The organism is Thalassospira sp. A40-3, assembly GCF_015871485.1.
Classification (GTDB): domain Bacteria; phylum Pseudomonadota; class Alphaproteobacteria; order Rhodospirillales; family Thalassospiraceae; genus Thalassospira; species Thalassospira tepidiphila.
The window spans coordinates 2,776,802-2,796,213 of the sequence record NZ_CP065428.1; the positions used below are offsets into that span (position 1 = coordinate 2,776,802).

Sequence of the window (19,412 nt, forward strand, 5' to 3'; positions counted from 1 at the left end):
ATGGCAGGAAGCAGATTTCGCATTGGTGAAGACCCGGATTATGTGCCGATCGGCCGCCGGTTGTTATTGCTGAACTGGACGCTTGTTCTTTTGATCGCAGCACTGTCTGGCATCGGCTTTGCCATGCTCTATTCAGCGGCCAACGGATCACTGCAACCCTGGGCCGAACGCCAGATGATGCGTTTTGCCGTGGGTGCGGCACTGATGATCATTATTGCAGTAACCGATATACGTGTCTGGCTGAAGCTTGCCTATTTCTCGTATTTTGTTGCGCTCATTTTACTGGTAGCGGTCGAAATCAAGGGCGATATCGGTATGGGTGCACAACGCTGGATCAATCTGGGTTTCTTCCAGTTGCAGCCGTCCGAACTGATGAAAATCTCTTTGGTTCTTGCACTTGCACGCTATTTCCATGGTTTGACGACCGAGGATGTCGGTCGTATCCCGCTTTTGGTTCCGCCGATATTGATGGTTCTTGCGCCCTCTGCCCTCGTATTACGCCAACCTGACCTTGGCACCACGTTGCTTCTGATTGCCGGGGGTGGTGTGATTTTCTGGCTGGCTGGGGTGCGCATCTGGAAGTTCGCGCTTGTTCTCGGCACGGCACTTGCGGCCATTCCGATTGGCTGGCAGTTCCTGCGCGAGTATCAAAAGAACCGCGTTCTGACCTTCCTGAACCCGGAAAATGACCCGCTGGGTGCGGGCTATCACATTACGCAATCAAAGATCGCGCTTGGGTCTGGCGGGCTGTTTGGCAAAGGGTTCATGTTGGGTTCGCAAAGCCATCTGAACTTCTTGCCGGAAAAACAGACCGACTTTATCTTCACCATGCTGGGCGAAGAATTCGGCTTGGTCGGCGGCATGGCGTTGCTGGGCCTTTATGCGCTGGTGATCACCTATGGCTATGTCATCGCCCTGCGCTGTCAGAACCAGTTTGGGCGCCTTGTCGCCATCGGTGTGACCTCGACCTTCTTCCTTTATGTCTTTATCAACATCGCCATGGTAATGGGGCTGATCCCGGTGGTTGGCGTACCGTTGCCGCTTGTGTCTTATGGCGGCACGGTGATGATGACCATTCTGGTCAGTTTCGGGCTTTTGATGAGCGTATCAATCCACCGCGACATCCGGATTTCCCGGCAGGGCAATGACGACGGCCGCAATTAAAGACGCGCATTCCTGATGCACATGCATCCGGCGTCGCGCAGGAACTATCCGATCAATCAAATGTCAGACGGCAGCTGATCTTTGAATTCCGAAAGCGTGCTAAAGTCAGCCTGCTTGCATCGGTTGCGCCCGGTTGCCTTGACATCATAAAGTGCGTGATCCGCCAACGAGTACAATATCCCAGGAATATCAGTGTTTTCCGAGTTCCTCAGAACATCAAATTGCGCGGCAACGTCCTGATCAAACTCAGCCAAACCCTTTGCAGACGGCAAGCCCGACACCCCAAAGCTTGAGGTAAAGGAAAGCTTGCTACCGCCATACTCGACACTGTTCTGCTCCAGGCCCTTACGCAAACGTTCGGCAAGGATCATCGCACCCTGCAACTCCTCCCCCGGCAGCAAGACAGCGAACTCTTCACCGCCCATGCGCGCAGGAATATCGATGGAGCGCAGTGTTGTTCTAAGTGTGTCTGCCAAGGCAACCAGAACAGCGTCACCGGCCTGATGGCCATAGGTATCGTTCAGCGCCTTGAAACGGTCGATATCAAGAAGAATGAAGGATACAGGCGTATCCCTGCGCCGCCAGACGGCAACAGCGTCTTCCAACCTGCCCAGAAAGGCACGGCGGTTAGGCAACCCGGTCAGTGGATCCGTTGACGCAAGCACTTCAAGCTTTTGCATCGCGGAATTGAGTTCTTCTGTACGCTGCGCGACACGCTCTTCCAAAGTGATGTTCGCATTCTGCAGTTCGTCGCGGGCTCTGCGCAATTCCCCGACTTGCTTGCGGATCATTCCGAAAAGCCCGACCGTCACCGAACCAAGCAACTGAACTTCGTCGTCATGACGATGTTCCGGCGGCATCTGAAGCGGGCGACTATCGTCTGTCGGGTTCGCGTTAACGATATAGTTTCCAAGCCGTATCACGGGTCGTGAGAAAACGAAGTAGCTCATTGCCGCAAAACAAAGGGCCATCACCGCCGCCAAAATCATGGTCGCAAGGAAAGACCACGAAAGACGCGTCATGTAGGCGTTCACATAAACCTGTGGATTAAGCTCAATCACCATCTCGCCAATGGTGGCGACAGGTTTGCGTTCGGGGTCGCGCACCGGAACTGTGATGGTTTGCAGCCCGCCAAACATCTTCTCGGCCCAGCGCGAGACCGGTATTTCGCCTGCGGGTCGTTTTAACTCAAAAAAGATACCGTCATCGGCGTTGGTAAGAATAACGCGTGCAATGGACCGATTGTTGAGCATCCCGCGCACCATAATATTGGCCAGTTCGCGGTCGCGCTTGATCATGACTTCAGTCGCGACAGGTGCACTGGAGGAAAAGATACGCTGGTTGCTCTGCTGATAGACACCTTCGAGCCAGAGATAATCCTGATATCCGCGAATGGCGACGATGACGAGGCCAAGAGCAACGGCCAGAAAAAGAGAGTACTTTAACTGACGAGCCGCAATTGTGCTGCCCAATCGCATCCCGGCAAGATCATCAAAATGCTTTTCGTCTGGTTCTCGTGCCAAGCGTCTCGACCTTGTCTTTCTAAAGAGTTACCGGATGATGGCTTTTGCTATTCACGCATGCCATCGCCGGGATGTAACACAAAGTTATACTCTGTGCCGAATGGGGAATTGGCAATACTAAAATCCTTGAAATCCAAGCTGTTCCAATCCCTGCTGCCCAGGACATCGACAAAGTGAGATATGTTTTCGCGTGTGATCGCCTCCATCCTGAAAGAGATTTCGGGATGATGGGAAAGAAATTCAACGCCATGTATGTAATCATGAAGCAATACCATGACCCATGCGCCAGCAAAGAAGTGCCCCCCGTGGGTCATGGTCATCTTGCCGTCTGCGACGTTGCGCAACCCCGCAGGTGACCAGTTCAGTCCACCGACAAAGACGTCCTTACCCGGCTTCCGCCCTGCTTTCTCCAGAGCCGCAATTGCACCCAGCGCAATATCATCATTGGCAGCCCAGATTGCATCGACGCACCCGCCCCGTCTAAGCCAGTTTTCTGTCTGACGGTATGCCTCATCGTATGACCAATTTGCCACCAGACGACGCTGTTCGCGAAGAAGCGGAAAACGACTAAGCGCATGATCAAGCCCCTGCAGTCGCTGAAGCGAGGCTGGTGTCTTGCTGTCCCCGGCGATGGATAACAGGCATAGCGGCGCTGGTTGCCGATTTTCGGCTTGAAGACGTGCACTATCTATCAAGGACTTGGCGATGTCGTAACCGGCTCGCTCGTTGTCCGGCGTCAGGGAGAATATCCAGTGATCAAAGTCCCTGCCCGGATAGCCATATGCGTTCTTTTGCTCTTTTGTCAGGTCATTGAGCAACATGATGACCGGGATGCCCCGTTCTTCTGCTTCCAGAACGATGCGCGTTCCCTGCTGATGTTCGTTAACGGCAATGATGTAATCAGGCGCGGGTTCAAGGGCAAAAACCTTCTGCGCACTTTCGATCATCATCTTGCTGTCGCGGTTGCTATCGAAAACGATCAGTTCATAGCCAAACTGATCTGAAGCCGCCTGCATGGTGTCGCGCACATCTTTCCAGAAACCGCGATCCCCATAGCCCGGATTGATAAAGGCGACGCGTGTTGGAACGTCAGTGACGTCATGCTCCGTCGCTTGTGTGGTTGCCAGTGGCAGGCACGAAATCATAAGCACGAAAAGCAAAACCACCGCGCACGACTTCAAACCAATTTTCTGTTCTTGCTCTTTTTGCTGCGGGCTACAGCGTCGGACTAAACAACCCACTTAGGCATACCTCGATTTACAATACATCGCTTAAAACCGGCAACGCCGTGCATGCTCGGGCCACGCCACAGTTGCAAACGGTGGCGGAAGCAACAGGCGCCCTCCACCCCGACCGGTTAGTTACAATATACGATGGTATACAAACTTGATGTCAGGATGGGAACCGGTTCTTTGCAAAATCGAGGTAAAATAAACGCAACATCAGCCGCCGGTTGATTGCGTACGCTTCAACGCTTCGACCAATTCCTTGTTCGACATGTTGGCCCGGTTCTGTATGCCTTTTTGCGCGGCCAAATGATACAGATCATCTCGACGCCACTTGTCGTAACTTGGCGCGCCGTGAAGACGCTGTGCAGAAGTTTCCTGATCTGTTTGCCCAGAAATTTTATTAAAGCTCGCCACTGTTGCCTCCATGTTGGGACGGTCACAAGCAGTCTTGGCACTGTGTACAGTGCTGGTGGATGAAAATCCGTTCTAGATTTCATGTAGGGGGAATTGCCTGATTTTCTATTCCCCGGAACGCATTTTTCATCGCCAAACGGCGTAACAAACTGAGTAATCTTGCAAAAATAATGAAAAAGGCAGATCCAATTGATCTGCCTTTGGGGTCACTCACACCACTGAAGCAACAGATAACAGCTTATGGCGCGGCCAGGAACGCACGCATGGCGTCCACTGTCTGTTGTGTTATCTCGTCAAGTTCCTTGATCTTGTCATCAAGCGCAGGGTCGAAATCACCTTCGAAACGTTCAAACGCCAATGCAGCTTCTGCAAGTTCGGGCGCCGCCATGTTTCTGGCCATCCCCTTGATGGCGTGTCCGGACCGCTTGATACCATCAGGGTCCTTTGTCGTTGCGGCTTCAATCAGTCCGGCGCGCTCTTCGTCGTAGGAGGCCGGGAGCAAATTCACCAACAGCAATACCTGATCTTTGCCAAGGACCTGGCACAACTCGTCAAAACGGGCGTTATCAATCAATTCCATCGACAAACCTTTCTGTGCAGCCCTCGGCAGTATCACCTCTGGCACAACACCACTCAACCCGTACCAATGTCGGGGGCATTCCGGCTTTTACTGCATATGGTTAATCGTAGCACAGGCGTCCACAACGTCATTTGCCCATTTTAGGGTTTCGGCATCCATTGATTGCATATGACGGTATTTTTCAAACTGCTTGGCAATCAAGGCCAGACGTTCCAAAAACACCGGAGGATGATCAAGCCCCAACAATTGATCGGCAAGCGGATCAAAGGCGGCATTCTGAAATTCAAGTGACAGGCTGATCCTGGGTTCGCTGGCATACGGGCTTGCCCGTCCCCCCCAATGATAAAGATCCTGTCGCCAGCCCATTACCGCACCAGGCTTGGCCGGAAGGGCGCGAATGTCTTGAAGGCGGACCTCCCCCGGTTCTGAAACCGGTGCCGGGTAACCTTTCTCGAAATTGCGGGGCAAAACATGCATACAGCCATTTTCAGGCGTGGCATTGCTTAGCGGCACCCAAAGAGAAAGGCTGATCAACATCTCATCGCCAATCGTACTTTCCCCTTGATAATCGCGATGCGGTGGCCAACCACTTCCACCAACATCGGAACCGACATGCCACGCCCAGAAGTGCGGCAAAAGCGCAATCCGATCGCCCAGGAAATGGGTCAAAAGCGGACGTAACCGACGAAACACATCCCAAGCTTCATCGTAAAGATATATCAGCGCGGGTGACAGGCCATTGGCAACAAGCACCTCAATCCCGCCACGAAGTTTTTCAAGCTCGCCTGCCGGCAAAACATCGTGGATCAGGAAATATCCCTCATCCCAAAACCGTTCAGAAAGCGCGCCCCCATCAAAACCACCTTTATCGGCACCAATTTCCGCGACATCGGTGCCTGGACTTACACCGTTGGAAATCGACAGTTGCGGGTTAAGCTTCTGCCATACCTGAATGTTGGTGGCATTTTGGGCTGTGATCATGGGAAAATGTCCGGTATTGAGGATGGCCGGACGATACGCAGCACTTTCCGCAATGGCAAGCGCGGAAACTTGATCCAAACCACAGACAGTTCACTTTCGATCAGGCTTGGCCCCATCATGACAAACAGCCATATCACGCCAAAAGAACAGCCGCCGATCAATCACGGTGGCGCAGTTGATCGGGCGGCAAACCGATATGGCATTCCAACAAGCGACTGGTTGGATTTATCGACCGGTATCAATCCAATAGCCTACCCGGTTCCCGATATTGAAAATGCGCACTGGCAACGCCTGCCACTCACCTCGGAGCTTGATGGTCTGAAAGCAGCGGCCAAACAGTATTACACCCTGCCGACGACAGATCATCTTGTTTGCGCCCCGGGCACACAGGCCCTGATCCAGATGATCCCGTTCTGGCTGAAAGACCGGATGGCAGATCAGGCAACCAAAAACGTCCATGTCATGGGGCCGACATACGGCGAACATGAACGGTGCTGGCGACGTGCCGGGTACCACTGCCAAACCCACCAAACCGATCCGGCTGACAGGATTGCCAAGGCCACGGATATTCTGAGCACTGCCGAAACGGGAACCGTCGTTATCTTGGTCAATCCCAACAACCCGGACGGGGCCATGTTTGCCCCTGACGATATCTTCAAGCTGGGCAAACGTGCAGATGCACGTAATTGCTGGCTTATGGTCGATGAGGCCTTTATGGATTGCCAACCGGACCAATCGGTTTGTTCGCGCATTGATCAGTTGCAAAACACCATTGTGTTGCGTTCATTTGGCAAGTTTTTCGGCCTAGCTGGGGCGCGACTTGGCTGTGCCGTCATGGATTGCAACCTTGCAACTGATCTTGAAAGCCGCATTGGCCCATGGGCCATTCCCGGCCCGACGATGGTCGTGGGCGCGCAAGCTTTTTCCGATACGGCATGGCAGCAGCAAAGCCGAACACGTCTGACGGCAGACGCAGCGCGGCTTGATGAGCTCATCACCAAGAACAGCAGACTGGCTCTATTTGGCGGCACCGATCTTTTCCGCTATTACGACGGCGAGGATTGCGTTGCCTTGGCAGACCACCTTGGACACCGGGGTATTCTGGTCCGGCTATTTGATCATGATGCACACAAGGTTCGGTTTGGCCTGCCCGGAACTGATATAGACTGGAAACGCCTTGAAGACGCGATGGCAGATTGGCACAGCGCAGACCGGTAAAATGACCTAAAGGCCGCTTTCTTCCCAGGATTGCTTTTTACGATAGATTGTCGACGGGCTAACCCCCAGGGCATCGGCTGCACGCGGGATGGATCCGCCACAACGCTCAATCGCCTCTTCGATCGCCTGTTTTTCAACTTGCCAAAGCGGCTTGATCTCGCCAAATCCGAGCCTTCCCGAACCAGATGCTGACGGCGACAATGCAGTTTGATCTTCGTCCCCAAAGTTGCCGCCCGCACCAGCACCAAGCAGTTGGTTGCTGCGCCCGGAATTATGGTTTTCGACAACCTTGCGCATTTGCCGGGCACCGGCAAGAAAGGCCAGCGCCTCCGGATCACCGGCCCAATGACGCCCGGGACCGCCCGGCTCGTTTGAAACAACCGGATGGGGTGGCGGGGCCTCGATCGTCCCCGATCCGAACTGGTCACCGTCAGTGCCGCTATTGACCGGCCTTGGCACCATTGAAAGCGCCACCTCGGTCCCGTTATTGAGCACAACAATGTTACGGATGATATTTTGCAACTGGCGAATATTGCCCGGCCAGGAATACCGTGCAAACAGGGCGGAAACTTCGGGACTGAACCGTTCGAAATCGCGGCCTTCCTCGCGCGTGAAGCGTTGCAGGTAGAAATTGGCAATTTGCAGGATATCGTTATCGCGATCACGCAGAGGCGGCATGTGCAGCGGAATAACGTGCAAACGGTAATAAAGGTCTTCGCGGAACCGCCCGGAACGCACTTCTTCAAGTGGGTCGCGGTTGGTCGCACAGACAAAGCGCACATCAACCTTTTCGATAGAACTGCCGCCAACTTTCTGGAATGACCCGGTCTGGATAAAGCGCAGAAGCTTGGTCTGCAGGTCCAGATCCATTTCGCAAATTTCATCCAGAAACAGCGTGCCGCCATCCGCACGATGTGCTGCCCCTTCGCGGTCGGAAACAGCACCTGTAAACGCCCCTTTGACGTGACCGAAAATCTCGCTTTCCATAAGGTCTTTGGGAATGGCACCACAGTTCAGCGGAATGAACGGATCCTTTGCCCGTTCCGAACGACGATGGATTGCCTCGGCGGCGAGTTCCTTACCCGTACCGGACTCACCGGTGATAAAGACAGTCGCACGGCTGGGGGCAGCATTTTCGATAATGCGATAGATATCACGCATGTTTTCCGACCCGCCGATGATGTCGAAATACATCTCGTCGGCGTCGGGACTTTCCAGATCAATATCCGGGGCACTTTGAAGGGCGGGCGCACCTTTGATCGCCTTGGTCACGGTGTCGCGCAACTTGTCAGCAGTGAAGGGTTTTAACAGGAAATCCCATGCCCCTTCGCGCATCGCCTCGACCGCGACATTGATTGATCCGTGGGCCGTGATAACAACAATTTTGCAATCCGGTGCGATTTGCGCGGCAGCACGAAGAACCTCGCGCCCGTCCATATCGGGCAAAATAAGATCAAGAACAAGGACATCCGGCGGATCATGGCGCAATCGTTCTATGGCGTTTGTGCCACTGACGACGTGATCAACAACGTGACCGTCGGCACGCAAGTAATCCTGATACACGCGCGCCAGCGACAGCGTATCTTCCACAATTACAATGCGTGCCTGCTCTGGCATTTTCTTGTTCGTATCCCGATATACCAATGTAGGTCAGCATACCGATAGTGTTGCTCATCTAACAACTACTAACATGTATTGCAGTCACTACCCAAACCATACACAATCAGATTAACGTTAAGAAAAGCATAGTCTTGGCCGGGTTTCCGCCACCGGCCAAACGCTTCAAGGAGAGTCCAGACTTGAATTACAAGACAGATTTCGCCAATGGAACAACCACAGTCGAAGTGACCGGTCGCTTCACATTCGGCGATCATTCGAGCTTCCGCAAACTGATCGAAGAAGTTCGCGGACATGGCTCATCCACGCTTGTTCTGGACATTTCCGGTGTCGATTTCATTGATTCCGCCGGTCTTGGCATGTTGCTGCTTGCCCGCGACGAGGGCGAAAAATCCAACACAAACGTCATCCTGCGTGGCGCACAGGGACAGGTCAAGCGCATGCTTGAAGTTGCCCGCTTTGATACCTTGTTCCAGCTGGAAAACTAATCAATGCCTGTTGGCCGAGACTCACGTGCAAAGTACTTGGTTGCCGTGCCGCACTCCGTCGCGCAACAGGACCTCTCAAAGCTTGTCGCGGGCATAAACCTGTGGGACGCGACCGAAGCTGGAGCCAAATACATATCCGGGCAATCGCCCGAGGATTTTTCCAGCCAACGGCGTTTTTCATTTTGTATCTTGCCATCACAGGTCGGTCGCGACTGGCTTGGCAGCCTGATCCGTCTGAATTGCGACACCTTTGTTGAATGTTTCCCGGAACTCGACCTTGGCGACTTGGCACCGCTGGTCGGTAAGAAATCACTGCCAAAACATGACCTGCTGGTCTGTCTTTCAACACGCAGCGCCTATCATTTGCCGGTGGCGCGCAAATTTGTGACCAGCCTTCGGCATCGCGGTCTGATTGGTGATGGCGTCGCGTCCTCGGTTGAAATGGCCGTGCAGGAAGCATTCGCCAACTCGCTCATACATGGCAATCTCGAACTTGCAACCGGCGGCCATCTATCGATGGATCGCTTCAAGGAGCTCGGCGAAGAAACCGAACGCCGCCTTGCATCCGGCCACCATGGCGCCCGTGCGATTATCCTGACAGCACGTCGGCGCAAAAATGGCCAAGTCGTTATCACCATCAATGATCAGGGCAACGGATTTTCACCGCCTGATGCAAACGCAACCGCCCCGATTTCGCGTAAGGACACGACCTTTGGCCGCGGCCTCCCCCTGATCAGAAGCCTGTGTCACTCTGTGAATTTCCTGCGGAATGGCCGCACGATCGAACTGACTTTTGATGACAGTCAAAGCACGACGGCGTTAGGCGACACGGCATACCTCAATGATCTTGAAACGCGCCTGACGACGTCGCCCGATGCACTGCGCATTGCGCAGAACGCAACCATCCTGATTGCCGACGACACTCTGTTGTCGCGTGAAATCATTGCGTCCTACCTTCGGGCTGACGGGTTTACCAATCTGGTTTTTGCCAAGGATGGCGAAGATGCAATTGCCCAGATCAAGGCGCATAATCCCGATCTGATCATTCTTGATATCATCATGCCGAAACTGGATGGTTATGCCGTGTGCAAGGCCGTCCGTGCTGATCCTGCCTTTGCAAAAACACCGATCATCGCCCAAACCGCCCTTGAAGAAAACGAAGGACGCACGCGCATTTTCGATGACGGGGCAACCGACCTTATCCTCAAACCGCTCAACAAGGCAGAACTGATCGCCCGCACCAAGATCCATCTCGAAAATCGTCTGCTGGTGCAGCAACTTCAAGCCTATCAGGCACGCACCCAGTCAGAACTGGAACTTGCGCGCAACATGCAGGAAAACCTGAACCCGACACCGGAACACTATCGTGGGGTCGGCATGGATTACGGCTTGCGGATCAGTGCGACATTCCAGATGTCCTCGGAACTCGGTGGCGATATGTGGGGGTTAGTACCAATTGATGCCCATCGGCTTGGCGTTTATATCGTTGATTTCGCCGGCCACGGGCTTGGTGCGGCACTCAACACATTCCGCCTGCATTCCCTGATATGGTCAGAACAAGTCGACGATCAGACGCCGGATGTGTATTTGCAGCGGCTTAATCGCCACCTCAAGGGGCTTTTGCCTGTCGGGCAATATGCGACAATGCTGTATGGCATCGTTGATCGACAGAACAACACCTTTGCCTATGCCAGTGCTGCCTGCACGTCACCTGTTCTGGGCAACACTGCGACTGGCGAGGCACGCTATCTTGATGGTTCCGGGGTCCCACTTGGCGTTATCAGGGACGCCCGCTATGAAACCCGCGAAGTGCCTTTCGACAAGGACAGTTTCCTGCTGCTTTACAGCGACGCACTGATCGAAACAACCTTGGACAATGGTCAGTTTCTCTGTGAGGCAGGCTTGCTCAAGATGTTGCAAGACACCGTTCTGGAAGGCGGTCGTGACATTGACCTTGCCGCACAGATTGCCGATCAGTTCATGGACCGTGCACCGGCAAAGCTTGATGATGATTTCACGATCGTTTCCCTGCAAGCCGCAAATATCCCGTCTGCTGGCTAGAAACCTGCCGGATCAGGAAACGCGGCACCCACGACCGATGGTGGACTGGATCAGGTCGCCAAACGGCTCGACATCACCCCAAATGACCTGTGTATGATCGAATGTCGGTTGCGGTCGGGTCTCGCGGTCATCATGCGAAACGGTATGCATACGGCTTGCAACCACGGTACGTATCAGGTTGGCAAGTCCCTTGCGTGCGCCGGCATGATCGGGTTCGGCGGCAAGAACAGCACCAAGCTGATCAAGTGCACGCATCTTGTCCCGGCATCCCAGCAAATCAGCGGCAAGCACGCGCAACTCCCGCGCATCGGGGCGCAGGCTGATGGCGATTTCAAGATGTTCAAGCCCAAGATCACGGCGGCCGGTCTGGATATAAACCCGTGTCAGGCCCAGATGCGTCGCCCCATCAAGATCATCAATCAGCAAAGCCCGGCCAAACGCATTCAGCGCAAGATCACAAAGACCAAGATCAAGCAGAACGTGGCCCAGCACACGAAGGCGGGCGGGCTGGTCGGGAAGACTGTCGATCAGACCGCGCAGACGGGTACGGATTTCCGGGGCAAGCTCGATATCGCCCGTAATCGCCATTGCGGATGTTTGCAAAATCTCTGTCTGCGACGACATGGTCAACGGCCTCGTTCCCGCCAAAAATCGGGACCGGTGGTTGTGTCATTTCACAAAGTACCGTTCCCGCTTTGGACAGAGTAGCGCCATCTGGTTGCAGGAAGATTAACCGAGTCGCAGCTTATCGCATCCAAGGGCCGAGGTTTTCGGCACTTGGCCCGACGTCACTTGCCAACACCTTCGGCCAACGCATCAAGTTTGACTTCGCGAACCGGGCGGGCAAAGAAATACCCCTGCATCAGCCGCCCTCCCAACGTGATGATCACATCGCGCTGGCTGTCGTTTTCGATCCCTTCCAGCACGCAATCAATGCCAAGGTTCTGGCACATATCAATCACCGTCTTGACGATACGGCGGCTGCGTTCGTTATGCGACAGCGGGGCGACAAAGCTGCGATCAACCTTGAGCACATCAAATTCAAGTTCGTGGACATAGCGCAGGCTGGAATAACCGATGCCGAAATCATCAAGGGCAATGCGCGCGCCATGATCGCGCAGATAGCGGATGCTGGTCCGGGCGGCCTCAAAATCACGCAAGAACGCCGTTTCCGTGACTTCAAAGGTCAATCTTCCCGGGTCGATGCGATGCTTTTTGATCTCGTCGATCAGCCACTCTACCGTATCGGACAGAACAATATCGCGCGCCGAAAGGTTAAACGATACAGGCAGGTTTTCCGGCCAGTCCTGCATATCGACCATCAGCTTTTCGAACAGAACCCGTGTCAGAAAACCGACCTGGCCGGTCTTTTCTGCCACCGGAAAGAACGTGCCTGGCGAAACCGCCCCCATCTGCGCACTTTCCCAACGCGCAAGCGCCTCAAGCGAGCTTACCTGCCCGGATCGAATATCAAATACCGGTTGGTAATGCAGTCTGAGCTCGGTCGATAAATCCGCCTTGCGCAGCGCCTGTTCGATCTGGGAGTCATGGCGGATCAATGTTTCGTGGTGGGCGGCAAACAAAACCGCCTCGCCACGTGCATTCTTTTTCGCATGATAAAGTGCAAAGTCAGCCCGCTCGAACAGGCCGTTCGGGCTGCGCGCCACTGTGGGATAGGTCGCAAACCCCAGTGATGCCGAAACCTGCACGGTCACACCATTTAGGACAAACGGGCGATTGAGCGCGTCACAAAGCTCCTTGCCAAGAGCAATCAGTTCGAGTGCATCGTCATAGCCCTTAAGCAGCAATCCGAACTCATCGCCGCCCAAGCGCGCCAGAAGCGTATCGTGACCAAGGACTTTGCGAAGCCGCCTGCCCGCCTGCTGCAACAGCTCATCGCCCGAGGGGTGACCATGCACGTCATTGACAGGCTTGAAACCGTCCAGATCAATCATCGCCACCGCGAATGTTTCATTCTCGGCGGCAGCATTCACCGTATCTTCCAGCACGGAAAAAAAGGCCCGGCGGTTGGATAAACCGGTCAACGGATCAATCAGCGCCAATGCCTCGTTCTGGCGCGACAGTTCAATCATCGTCTGGTGCTGTGCTTCAAGATCGTTCTGGGTCTGGATCAGGCCAGAAAAATTGGCATAAAAGCTTCGGATGATCTGAATAATCATCAACGACACAAGCGCCATATTGACCGCGATCGCAACATAGACTTCGTTGCCGCTGGTGCCGAAGAAGAACACGAAGGTGCCCAGCACAATCGCCACAACCAGCAATGCCGCAGGCGGGAAATTCACCAGACAGAAAATACAGCCAACAACGGTGATCGATATGAAATAGGCAACGTGGCCGCGCTGATAGGCGTCGCCATAATCAAACATCGTGATCGCCCAAAGGGTGAACAGGACGGATATCACCACCGCCAGCACCCTGATGCGCTTAAGATGTTTGATACAGACATCAACGTCATCAATATCAACGCGGGCCCGGTTCCAGGCAACCGCACGAAAAATACAAATGACACCGAGAACAATCACTGCATGGACTGTCATCCAGTCGGGTGCTGTTCCGTAATGGGTATAGGCAAGAGCCACCGCGTTGGCCAGCAGCAGCATATAAAGGACAGGTATCTGACGCGAAAGAGCACCAACCTGCGCGCGCAACAGTTCCGGCTTGTCTGTCCGAATTTTTAACGTGTCGGCAAAACCTTGCCAGAAACTACCGGCTGCCACTTGTCCCAGACCTAACGCGTTCTTTATCCCGAAAAAATACTATACAGGAAAAGTGCGACCGAACATCACTGATTGCAAGCGGCGTCTAAATACCCCTGCCCCGAATATCCCGGGATCTGTTTGCTTTGGCCAAGGCCTGGTTACGTCTTGGCAGTTCGGCCCTTTTGTGCCTGTGAACGGCGCGCAGCCCCAAGCGCCAACGTGGCAAATTCAAGAATTTGTTCTTCGTTATCAAGCCATTCACCGGGTACTTCGAAATAAGACAGGGTCACCGGCCTTCCCGACGGCACCGCAAATGGCTGCATCTCCATCGCATCAAACCGGTCCTTGGTCTGCGCGTCTCCTTTGAGATACAGGACATCATCGGAAATGATCGCAAAGAAGGCGCCGTCACAATAAAGCCCGACGGCGCCAAACATCCGTCTGGGCCTGATATGCCCCAAAGGTGCCAGCAGCTCTGACACCAGCATAACGAACTCGCTATCGACCGATGCCATTAAGGATCTCGCCTTCAACACCTTCGGAAATCAGATAATCACGCAATGACCGCCCCGGAACCGGGCGAAAGCGCGATGTCGATATTTCCATATGGGCAATCCGGTCGGCCCGAAAAACGCGAAAGGCCTCGCGCAATTCGCACCAACTGGCCAAAAGCCACGTACTGCCAAAAAACAACATGCCAAGCGGCCAGACACGGCGGCGGGTATTGTCGCCCTTTGCATCGGTGTAATCGATATCAATCAGAAACCGTTCGCGGATGGCGCGCCTGAGGTCCGGCATCGAAATGGCAATCGGTTCCTGTGCAATTTCGGCAATCGCAATCGGAACACCCCCGACCAGACCACGGATTTTTTCGGGCAACACCGCCTCGATCTTGGTCAGGGCATCACCGGCGGCACGTGCCATTTGCGGATCGGTCCAGCTTTGAACCATGCGGGCCGCAACAACAAGCGCCTCGATCTCGTCAGCATCAAACATAAGCGGCGGCAAGTCATACCCATCGCGCAGGATATAGCCCACGCCTGCCTCCCCCTCGACCGGAACACCCGATGCGGCAAGGTCGCGAATGTCGCGGTAAATGGTGCGTTCGGAAACTTCAAGTTCCTCGGCCAGGTCACATGCGCGGCACAGTTTGCGGCGGCGCAAGATTTGAACAAGGCGAAATAATCGGTCAGCCCGTCTCATGATCACTCCTTTGTCATCCTGCCCCAAAAATTATCATACCGCTCCTGACAGGCTCCTGTCAGGAGGGATGTGCAACCATTGACAAATCGGGACAGGATTTACCCCCAACGTCAGGAGCATGACGATGAAAGTCACCAACGCCTATCAGATCATCATCACCGAAAAATTCACCCAAAGCCGCGCCTTTTACAAAAAGCTTGGCTTCACACCGGTCTTTGACGGTGACTGGTATTGCCAGCTTGTCTGGCCGTCCGCACCATCCGTTCAGCTTGGCCTGATGAAACAGGGACACGAAACCCAGCCGCCCATGTTCCAGGCAGCCACCGTCGGTGAAGGAACGGTTCTTACGCTGGAAGTCGAAGAAGCCCGCGATGCGGCGGACGAATTGCGCGAAGCCGGGTTTGAATTTGCCCTTGATCTTCGCGATGAACCGTGGGGCCAGCGCCATTTTGCCCTTCTTGATCCCAATGGCGTACGCATCGACATCGCAAGTGCCACCGCCGAACTTTCGCCTGAATATGCCCAGCAGTTCAAGGAGACCGGCGAAGGCGTACTTGCCTGACCTCCCTCGCGCACCAAGCCCCGCAAACTTTCTGCCAACGGCCTGCCCACGTGGCGGGCCGTTTCTTTTAACCGAGCATCTTTGCAAACCGGGATATCGCCGTCGCGGCATCGGCAATGTTCTGACTTTGGGTACGTCCGGAACTTTTGCGAGGCTTGAAGTCATGTTCGCCGTCTTCAACCCAGTGAAGCGCAATACGATCCGAAAGCCCGTAACCCGCAATCTCGTCCGGACTGCCAAACGGATCGCGCGTGCCATGACAAATCAGGCTTGGCGTTTTCATGGTTTTAAGATGTTCTGTACGCAGGTTTTCAGGCTTGCCCGGTGGATGGAACGGATAACCAAGGCAAACAAGACCGGCGACACCAAGATCATCTGCCACCATGCTGGCGATCCGTCCGCCCATGGATTTTCCACCGATGATCAACTTCTCTGGCCCGCCGAGTGCGCGAACAGCTTCCCCGTAATAGTCGATCAAAACCGGTGCCCGATCCGGTCCGCGCTTTTTGCCATCAATCCGGCGTTTGGCCATATAGGGGAACTCAAAGCGTGCAACGCGCAGGCCCGCCTTGGCCAGTTCGCCCGCCATTTCGTTCATGAACGGGCTATCCATAGCGGCCCCTGCCCCATGGGCCAGAACAATCGTTCGGGCAGCATCTTCATCGCCATCAAACTGAAACTGGATCGGATCGGTGCTCAAAACAGGTTCCCCACAGACTGCCGCATATTGATTAACGTCATACAGAACCCGCCGATATTCTCCAAGTCCGACATGGCCTTCATCCGGCGGGATCACGCAAATACTCGCATCCATCGCACAAGCTGGCTATAATTGTGATCCCCACCTTGACGCCCCCCACAGGCGCCAGCACGCCATCACATCGCGCCACCCGCGATCAGATGCCTTCAATCCATGACAAAGGCCGCATCGTGTCATCCGAACCAACGTCACCGATCATAAATCCCCCCAAAGAACGGCTTGGCCGTCTGCCGAAACCGGTCCAGTGGTTATTACTGATTTCGACCTCCGTCGTGTTTTCGGTTCTGCTCCATCATTGGAAAGTGCCTGCCTCCCTTCTGGTAGGTCCGATGATCATCGGCATTCTGATGGGCACCAACGGCGCAACCATTGCCGCCCCCAAGCAACTTTATCTTGGCGCACAATCGGTGTTGGGCGTGATGATCGGTGGTTCGATGACCATCGGGATTTTGACATCCTTTGCAACGGACTGGCCGATGATCCTTGGCGTTACCGGCATCACTTTGCTTGCCAGCAGTTTTTTGGGCTGGATCCTGTGTGTCAAACAGGTCCTGCCCGGAACCGCAGGCATCTGGGGATCAACGCCGGGTGCGGCATCGGCCATGGTGATCATGGCAGACGCCTTTGGCGCGGATGCAAGGCTTGTCGCCTTCATGCAATATGTGCGGGTGGTGATCGTTGTCGGTGTCGCGTCCAGTGTCGCCAATTTCTGGGTTGATCCGGAAACGCTGGCTGCCATGGGGCCCCATGACTGGTTCCCGGCTTTTGACCCGGTCGGTTTTGCGCTGACACTCAGTCTGGTGGTTGCCTGCTGCTTTGTCGGCCAAAAAGTACGTTTGCCATCCGGTCCGCTTCTGGTGCCGATCATTGTGACCATGATCCTGCATGTCAGCGGTTTTTTCGATGTCGTCCTGCCGGAATGGTTTCTGGGCCTGACCTACGCCATGATCGGCTGGGTGATCGGTTTGAAATTCACCCCGCCGGTCCTGCGCCACGCAGCACACGCACTTCCCAAAATCCTGTTATCGATCTTTGTTTTGATCAGCTTCTGTGCCGGGATTTCGGGGCTTTTGGTGTATTTCATGGATATTGATCCACTGACCGCCTATCTCGCGACCAGCCCGGGCGGCCTTGATTCTGTTGCGATTATCGCGGCCAGCACGAATGTCGACCTGTCCTTCATCCTCGTGCTCCAGGCAACACGCTTTTTCATGGTGCTGGCCTTTGGGCCGCCACTGGCACGGCTGGTCGCCCGGCGCACCCCCATCACGTCAAAAATCGGATGAACGGATCAACCTAGGTCACTAGGCGATACGTATCTTGCCAACAAACCCTTCGACGCGGGCGCTTAACTCTGCACCCTGTTTTTCAAGGTCATGGGCAGCGTTACCAAGCTCGCTTGATACGTGCTCACTGTGTTTTATCGCTGCGGTAATTTCCGAGACACCCTCACCAACCAAACGGGAGTCTGCGACCGCGGCATCGACACATGATGCAACCGAAACGCAGGTTTCTGTTTGCTGATCGGCTTGTGTCGCTGTCGCCTCTGCCCGGTTCTGAAGATTATCCATCGCCAAGGCAATCTGTTCGATATCGTTACCCGCTTTAGAAATCGCATTGAGTATTTCACTCATCCAGCGGGCGATATCCTCGGTCGCACTGGCAGACTGGCCCGCAAGCGCCTTGACCTCCTTGGCGACAATCGCAAACCCCTTGCCTGCCTCACCGACGCGCGCCGCCTCAATCGAAGCGTTCAGGCCCAGCATCTTGGTCTGCGCGGCGATGGCAGAAATGGAAGCCAGCATCTTCTCAGCATCAGCGGCACGATCTTGCAGTGCGACAAATCCGGCGCGCATTTCGCGGGCCTGACTGCCCATATCATAGGTAATCTTGACGGTTTCGGACGCATCCGTACCAACGACGGCCAACGCATCTTTAAGGCTTTCCATCTGGTCTGCGACGTCTTCAATCCGTGAAATGGCCCGCCCTGTCGCATCATCAATGCCGCTACTGCATTTCCGGGTTTGATCTGTGCTCTCGGCCAAAACGTCAAGCGCACCGCGCATTTGACTGACAGCCGCCGCCACCATGCCAACAGTTCCCTGAACTTGCGACTCAAAGCTTGATGCCAGGGCCTCACGCGACCGAATGACGCGTTCACGTTCCAGCACACGCGCAACCTGCCCGCCAATAAACCCAAGAAGCTCAAGCATTTCATCATCAAGCTGTGCGACGCCCGGGCTAAAGAATTCAATGACGGCCTCTGTCTGCCCCTCCAGCTTGACTGGCAGGGCAAAACAGCCACGCAGCCCGTTTCTGGACGCCGCCGCTGCACGCAAAAAGCCGTCTTTCACGGTGACATCGGCGATACACACAGGCGAACCGGTTGCCGCGACAGCGCCAATAAGGCCCTGCCCGATCGCAAACACAGTCTGTTCGGACTGGGTGCGAAATTCGGCAATGTCACCTGCCGCAATCGAAGAACTGATTGACCAGATACCTGCAGACGAAAGTTTGTCATCCACACGCAGATACGCATGCCCAACCGGCCACTGACAATAATTGCAGACTGCCGAAAGGATTTGGGTAACCGCCGTTTCCTTGTCTGCGGCCTCATCGGCGATAGCACTGACCGTCCGCAACAGCCGCAGGATATCAGTCATGCTGGTTTTGCGATTGGGGCCGTTAAATTCAGGATCGTTTTCAGGGGAAATAGAGCGAATAAAACCAGCAAGCATTTGACTAACTCCGAGGCATAACCGTCGAGCGTCACCAAAAGACGCTGACAAAGTTGCGCAAGCCTCGTTGCCTGCCGATAAATCATTGGGTGAGTGGCGCCGTTGCCATCACGTGCATTACAATAACCTAAAGCTGCACACGCGAAAAGAA

18 protein-coding genes are annotated in these 19,412 nt (G+C 54.6%); 6 read left to right on the top strand and 12 right to left on the bottom strand.

The annotated features are described in order from the left end of the window. Positions 1-1,164 (top strand): rod shape-determining protein RodA, encoded by a 1,164-nt coding sequence (gene rodA / locus IT893_RS12835; protein WP_197145387.1) that lies wholly within the window; start codon positions 1-3, stop codon positions 1,162-1,164. 56 nt (positions 1,165-1,220) lie between these two features. Here rodA and IT893_RS12840 read toward each other — a convergent pair whose 3' ends face one another. The 5 genes from IT893_RS12840 to IT893_RS12860 all read right to left on the bottom strand — a co-directional run bounded on the left by IT893_RS12840 (position 1,221) and on the right by IT893_RS12860 (position 5,891). Further along, positions 1,221-2,687, bottom strand: coding sequence for a GGDEF domain-containing protein (locus tag IT893_RS12840; protein ID WP_197145388.1), 1,467 nt, complete (start codon positions 2,685-2,687; stop codon positions 1,221-1,223). A gap of 47 nt (positions 2,688-2,734) precedes the next feature. After that, the gene (locus IT893_RS12845; RefSeq protein WP_252724139.1) at positions 2,735-3,832 is read right to left on the bottom strand and encodes an ABC transporter substrate-binding protein; all 1,098 of its coding nucleotides are present in this window, start codon (positions 3,830-3,832) and stop codon (positions 2,735-2,737) included. Between the two features lie 297 nt (positions 3,833-4,129). Continuing rightward, on the bottom strand, positions 4,130-4,330 hold the full coding sequence (locus IT893_RS12850; RefSeq protein WP_008892081.1) for a hypothetical protein: 201 nt from the start codon (positions 4,328-4,330) through the stop codon (positions 4,130-4,132). Positions 4,331-4,568: 238 nt separating this feature from the next. Beyond that, complete coding sequence (locus IT893_RS12855; protein WP_197145390.1) at positions 4,569-4,910, bottom strand: Hpt domain-containing protein; 342 nt, start codon at positions 4,908-4,910, stop codon at positions 4,569-4,571. 87 nt (positions 4,911-4,997) lie between these two features. Then, the gene (locus tag IT893_RS12860) at positions 4,998-5,891 is read right to left on the bottom strand and encodes a phytanoyl-CoA dioxygenase family protein (protein ID WP_252723946.1); all 894 of its coding nucleotides are present in this window, start codon (positions 5,889-5,891) and stop codon (positions 4,998-5,000) included. Positions 5,892-6,008: 117 nt separating this feature from the next. On the opposite strand from IT893_RS12860, the gene cobD reads away from it, so the two are divergent. Next, entirely contained in the window at positions 6,009-7,109 is a 1,101-nt protein-coding gene (gene cobD, locus IT893_RS12865) for a threonine-phosphate decarboxylase CobD (protein ID WP_252723947.1), read from the top strand. Positions 7,110-7,115: 6 nt separating this feature from the next. On the opposite strand, the gene IT893_RS12870 is transcribed toward cobD, so the two are convergent. Beyond that, positions 7,116-8,726, bottom strand: a complete 1,611-nt coding sequence (locus IT893_RS12870) for a sigma-54 dependent transcriptional regulator (protein WP_197145392.1) — start codon at positions 8,724-8,726, stop codon at positions 7,116-7,118. Between the two features lie 182 nt (positions 8,727-8,908). On the opposite strand from IT893_RS12870, the gene IT893_RS12875 reads away from it, so the two are divergent. Both IT893_RS12875 and IT893_RS12880 read left to right on the top strand, forming a co-directional pair. After that, the gene (locus tag IT893_RS12875; RefSeq protein ID WP_063090454.1) at positions 8,909-9,214 is read left to right on the top strand and encodes an STAS domain-containing protein; all 306 of its coding nucleotides are present in this window, start codon (positions 8,909-8,911) and stop codon (positions 9,212-9,214) included. A gap of 3 nt (positions 9,215-9,217) precedes the next feature. Next, positions 9,218-11,275, top strand: a complete 2,058-nt coding sequence (locus tag IT893_RS12880; RefSeq protein ID WP_197145393.1) for a SpoIIE family protein phosphatase — start codon at positions 9,218-9,220, stop codon at positions 11,273-11,275. 12 nt (positions 11,276-11,287) lie between these two features. Here the strand turns inward: IT893_RS12880 and IT893_RS12885 are convergent, their stop codons facing one another. The 4 genes from IT893_RS12885 to IT893_RS12900 all read right to left on the bottom strand — a co-directional run bounded on the left by IT893_RS12885 (position 11,288) and on the right by IT893_RS12900 (position 15,201). After that, the gene (locus tag IT893_RS12885; protein ID WP_197145394.1) at positions 11,288-11,899 is read right to left on the bottom strand and encodes a hypothetical protein; all 612 of its coding nucleotides are present in this window, start codon (positions 11,897-11,899) and stop codon (positions 11,288-11,290) included. A gap of 164 nt (positions 11,900-12,063) precedes the next feature. Further along, a complete protein-coding gene (locus IT893_RS12890; protein ID WP_197145395.1) occupies positions 12,064-14,016 on the bottom strand; it encodes a bifunctional diguanylate cyclase/phosphodiesterase in 1,953 nt (650 codons plus the stop codon). A 140-nt stretch (positions 14,017-14,156) separates the two neighbouring features. Then, positions 14,157-14,513, bottom strand: coding sequence for a TfoX/Sxy family protein (locus IT893_RS12895; protein WP_197145396.1), 357 nt, complete (start codon positions 14,511-14,513; stop codon positions 14,157-14,159). Further along, on the bottom strand, positions 14,497-15,201 hold the full coding sequence (locus IT893_RS12900; RefSeq protein WP_008892071.1) for a YafY family protein: 705 nt from the start codon (positions 15,199-15,201) through the stop codon (positions 14,497-14,499). The genes IT893_RS12895 and IT893_RS12900 overlap by 17 nt, the downstream gene beginning before the upstream one ends. A 124-nt stretch (positions 15,202-15,325) precedes the next feature. Between IT893_RS12900 and IT893_RS12905 the strand changes: the two genes are divergently transcribed. Beyond that, positions 15,326-15,763, top strand: coding sequence for a VOC family protein (locus IT893_RS12905; RefSeq protein ID WP_197145397.1), 438 nt, complete (start codon positions 15,326-15,328; stop codon positions 15,761-15,763). Positions 15,764-15,830: 67 nt separating this feature from the next. Here the strand turns inward: IT893_RS12905 and IT893_RS12910 are convergent, their stop codons facing one another. Continuing rightward, the gene (locus tag IT893_RS12910; protein ID WP_252723948.1) at positions 15,831-16,577 is read right to left on the bottom strand and encodes an alpha/beta family hydrolase; all 747 of its coding nucleotides are present in this window, start codon (positions 16,575-16,577) and stop codon (positions 15,831-15,833) included. 32 nt (positions 16,578-16,609) lie between these two features. Here IT893_RS12910 and IT893_RS12915 point away from each other — a divergent pair, with 32 nt between their 5' ends. Then, positions 16,610-17,809, top strand: a complete 1,200-nt coding sequence (locus IT893_RS12915) for an AbrB family transcriptional regulator (protein WP_252723949.1) — start codon at positions 16,610-16,612, stop codon at positions 17,807-17,809. Between the two features lie 18 nt (positions 17,810-17,827). Here the strand turns inward: IT893_RS12915 and IT893_RS12920 are convergent, their stop codons facing one another. Then, the gene (locus IT893_RS12920) at positions 17,828-19,261 is read right to left on the bottom strand and encodes a methyl-accepting chemotaxis protein (RefSeq protein ID WP_197145398.1); all 1,434 of its coding nucleotides are present in this window, start codon (positions 19,259-19,261) and stop codon (positions 17,828-17,830) included. Between the last annotated feature and the right edge of the window lie 151 nt (positions 19,262-19,412).

Coding starts and splice junctions, on each gene's coding strand:
- rodA (WP_197145387.1), top strand. CDS start 1: ATGGCAGGAAGCAGATTTCGCATTGGTGAAGACCCGGATTATGTGCCG.
- IT893_RS12845 (WP_252724139.1), bottom strand. CDS start 3,832: ATGATTTCGTGCCTGCCACTGGCAACCACACAAGCGACGGAGCATGAC.
- IT893_RS12855 (WP_197145390.1), bottom strand. CDS start 4,910: ATGGAATTGATTGATAACGCCCGTTTTGACGAGTTGTGCCAGGTCCTT.
- IT893_RS12860 (WP_252723946.1), bottom strand. CDS start 5,891: ATGATCACAGCCCAAAATGCCACCAACATTCAGGTATGGCAGAAGCTT.
- cobD (WP_252723947.1), top strand. CDS start 6,009: ATGACAAACAGCCATATCACGCCAAAAGAACAGCCGCCGATCAATCAC.
- IT893_RS12870 (WP_197145392.1), bottom strand. CDS start 8,726: ATGCCAGAGCAGGCACGCATTGTAATTGTGGAAGATACGCTGTCGCTG.
- IT893_RS12880 (WP_197145393.1), top strand. CDS start 9,218: ATGCCTGTTGGCCGAGACTCACGTGCAAAGTACTTGGTTGCCGTGCCG.
- IT893_RS12885 (WP_197145394.1), bottom strand. CDS start 11,899: ATGTCGTCGCAGACAGAGATTTTGCAAACATCCGCAATGGCGATTACG.
- IT893_RS12895 (WP_197145396.1), bottom strand. CDS start 14,513: ATGGCATCGGTCGATAGCGAGTTCGTTATGCTGGTGTCAGAGCTGCTG.
- IT893_RS12900 (WP_008892071.1), bottom strand. CDS start 15,201: ATGAGACGGGCTGACCGATTATTTCGCCTTGTTCAAATCTTGCGCCGC.
- IT893_RS12905 (WP_197145397.1), top strand. CDS start 15,326: ATGAAAGTCACCAACGCCTATCAGATCATCATCACCGAAAAATTCACC.
- IT893_RS12910 (WP_252723948.1), bottom strand. CDS start 16,577: ATGGATGCGAGTATTTGCGTGATCCCGCCGGATGAAGGCCATGTCGGA.
- IT893_RS12920 (WP_197145398.1), bottom strand. CDS start 19,261: ATGCTTGCTGGTTTTATTCGCTCTATTTCCCCTGAAAACGATCCTGAA.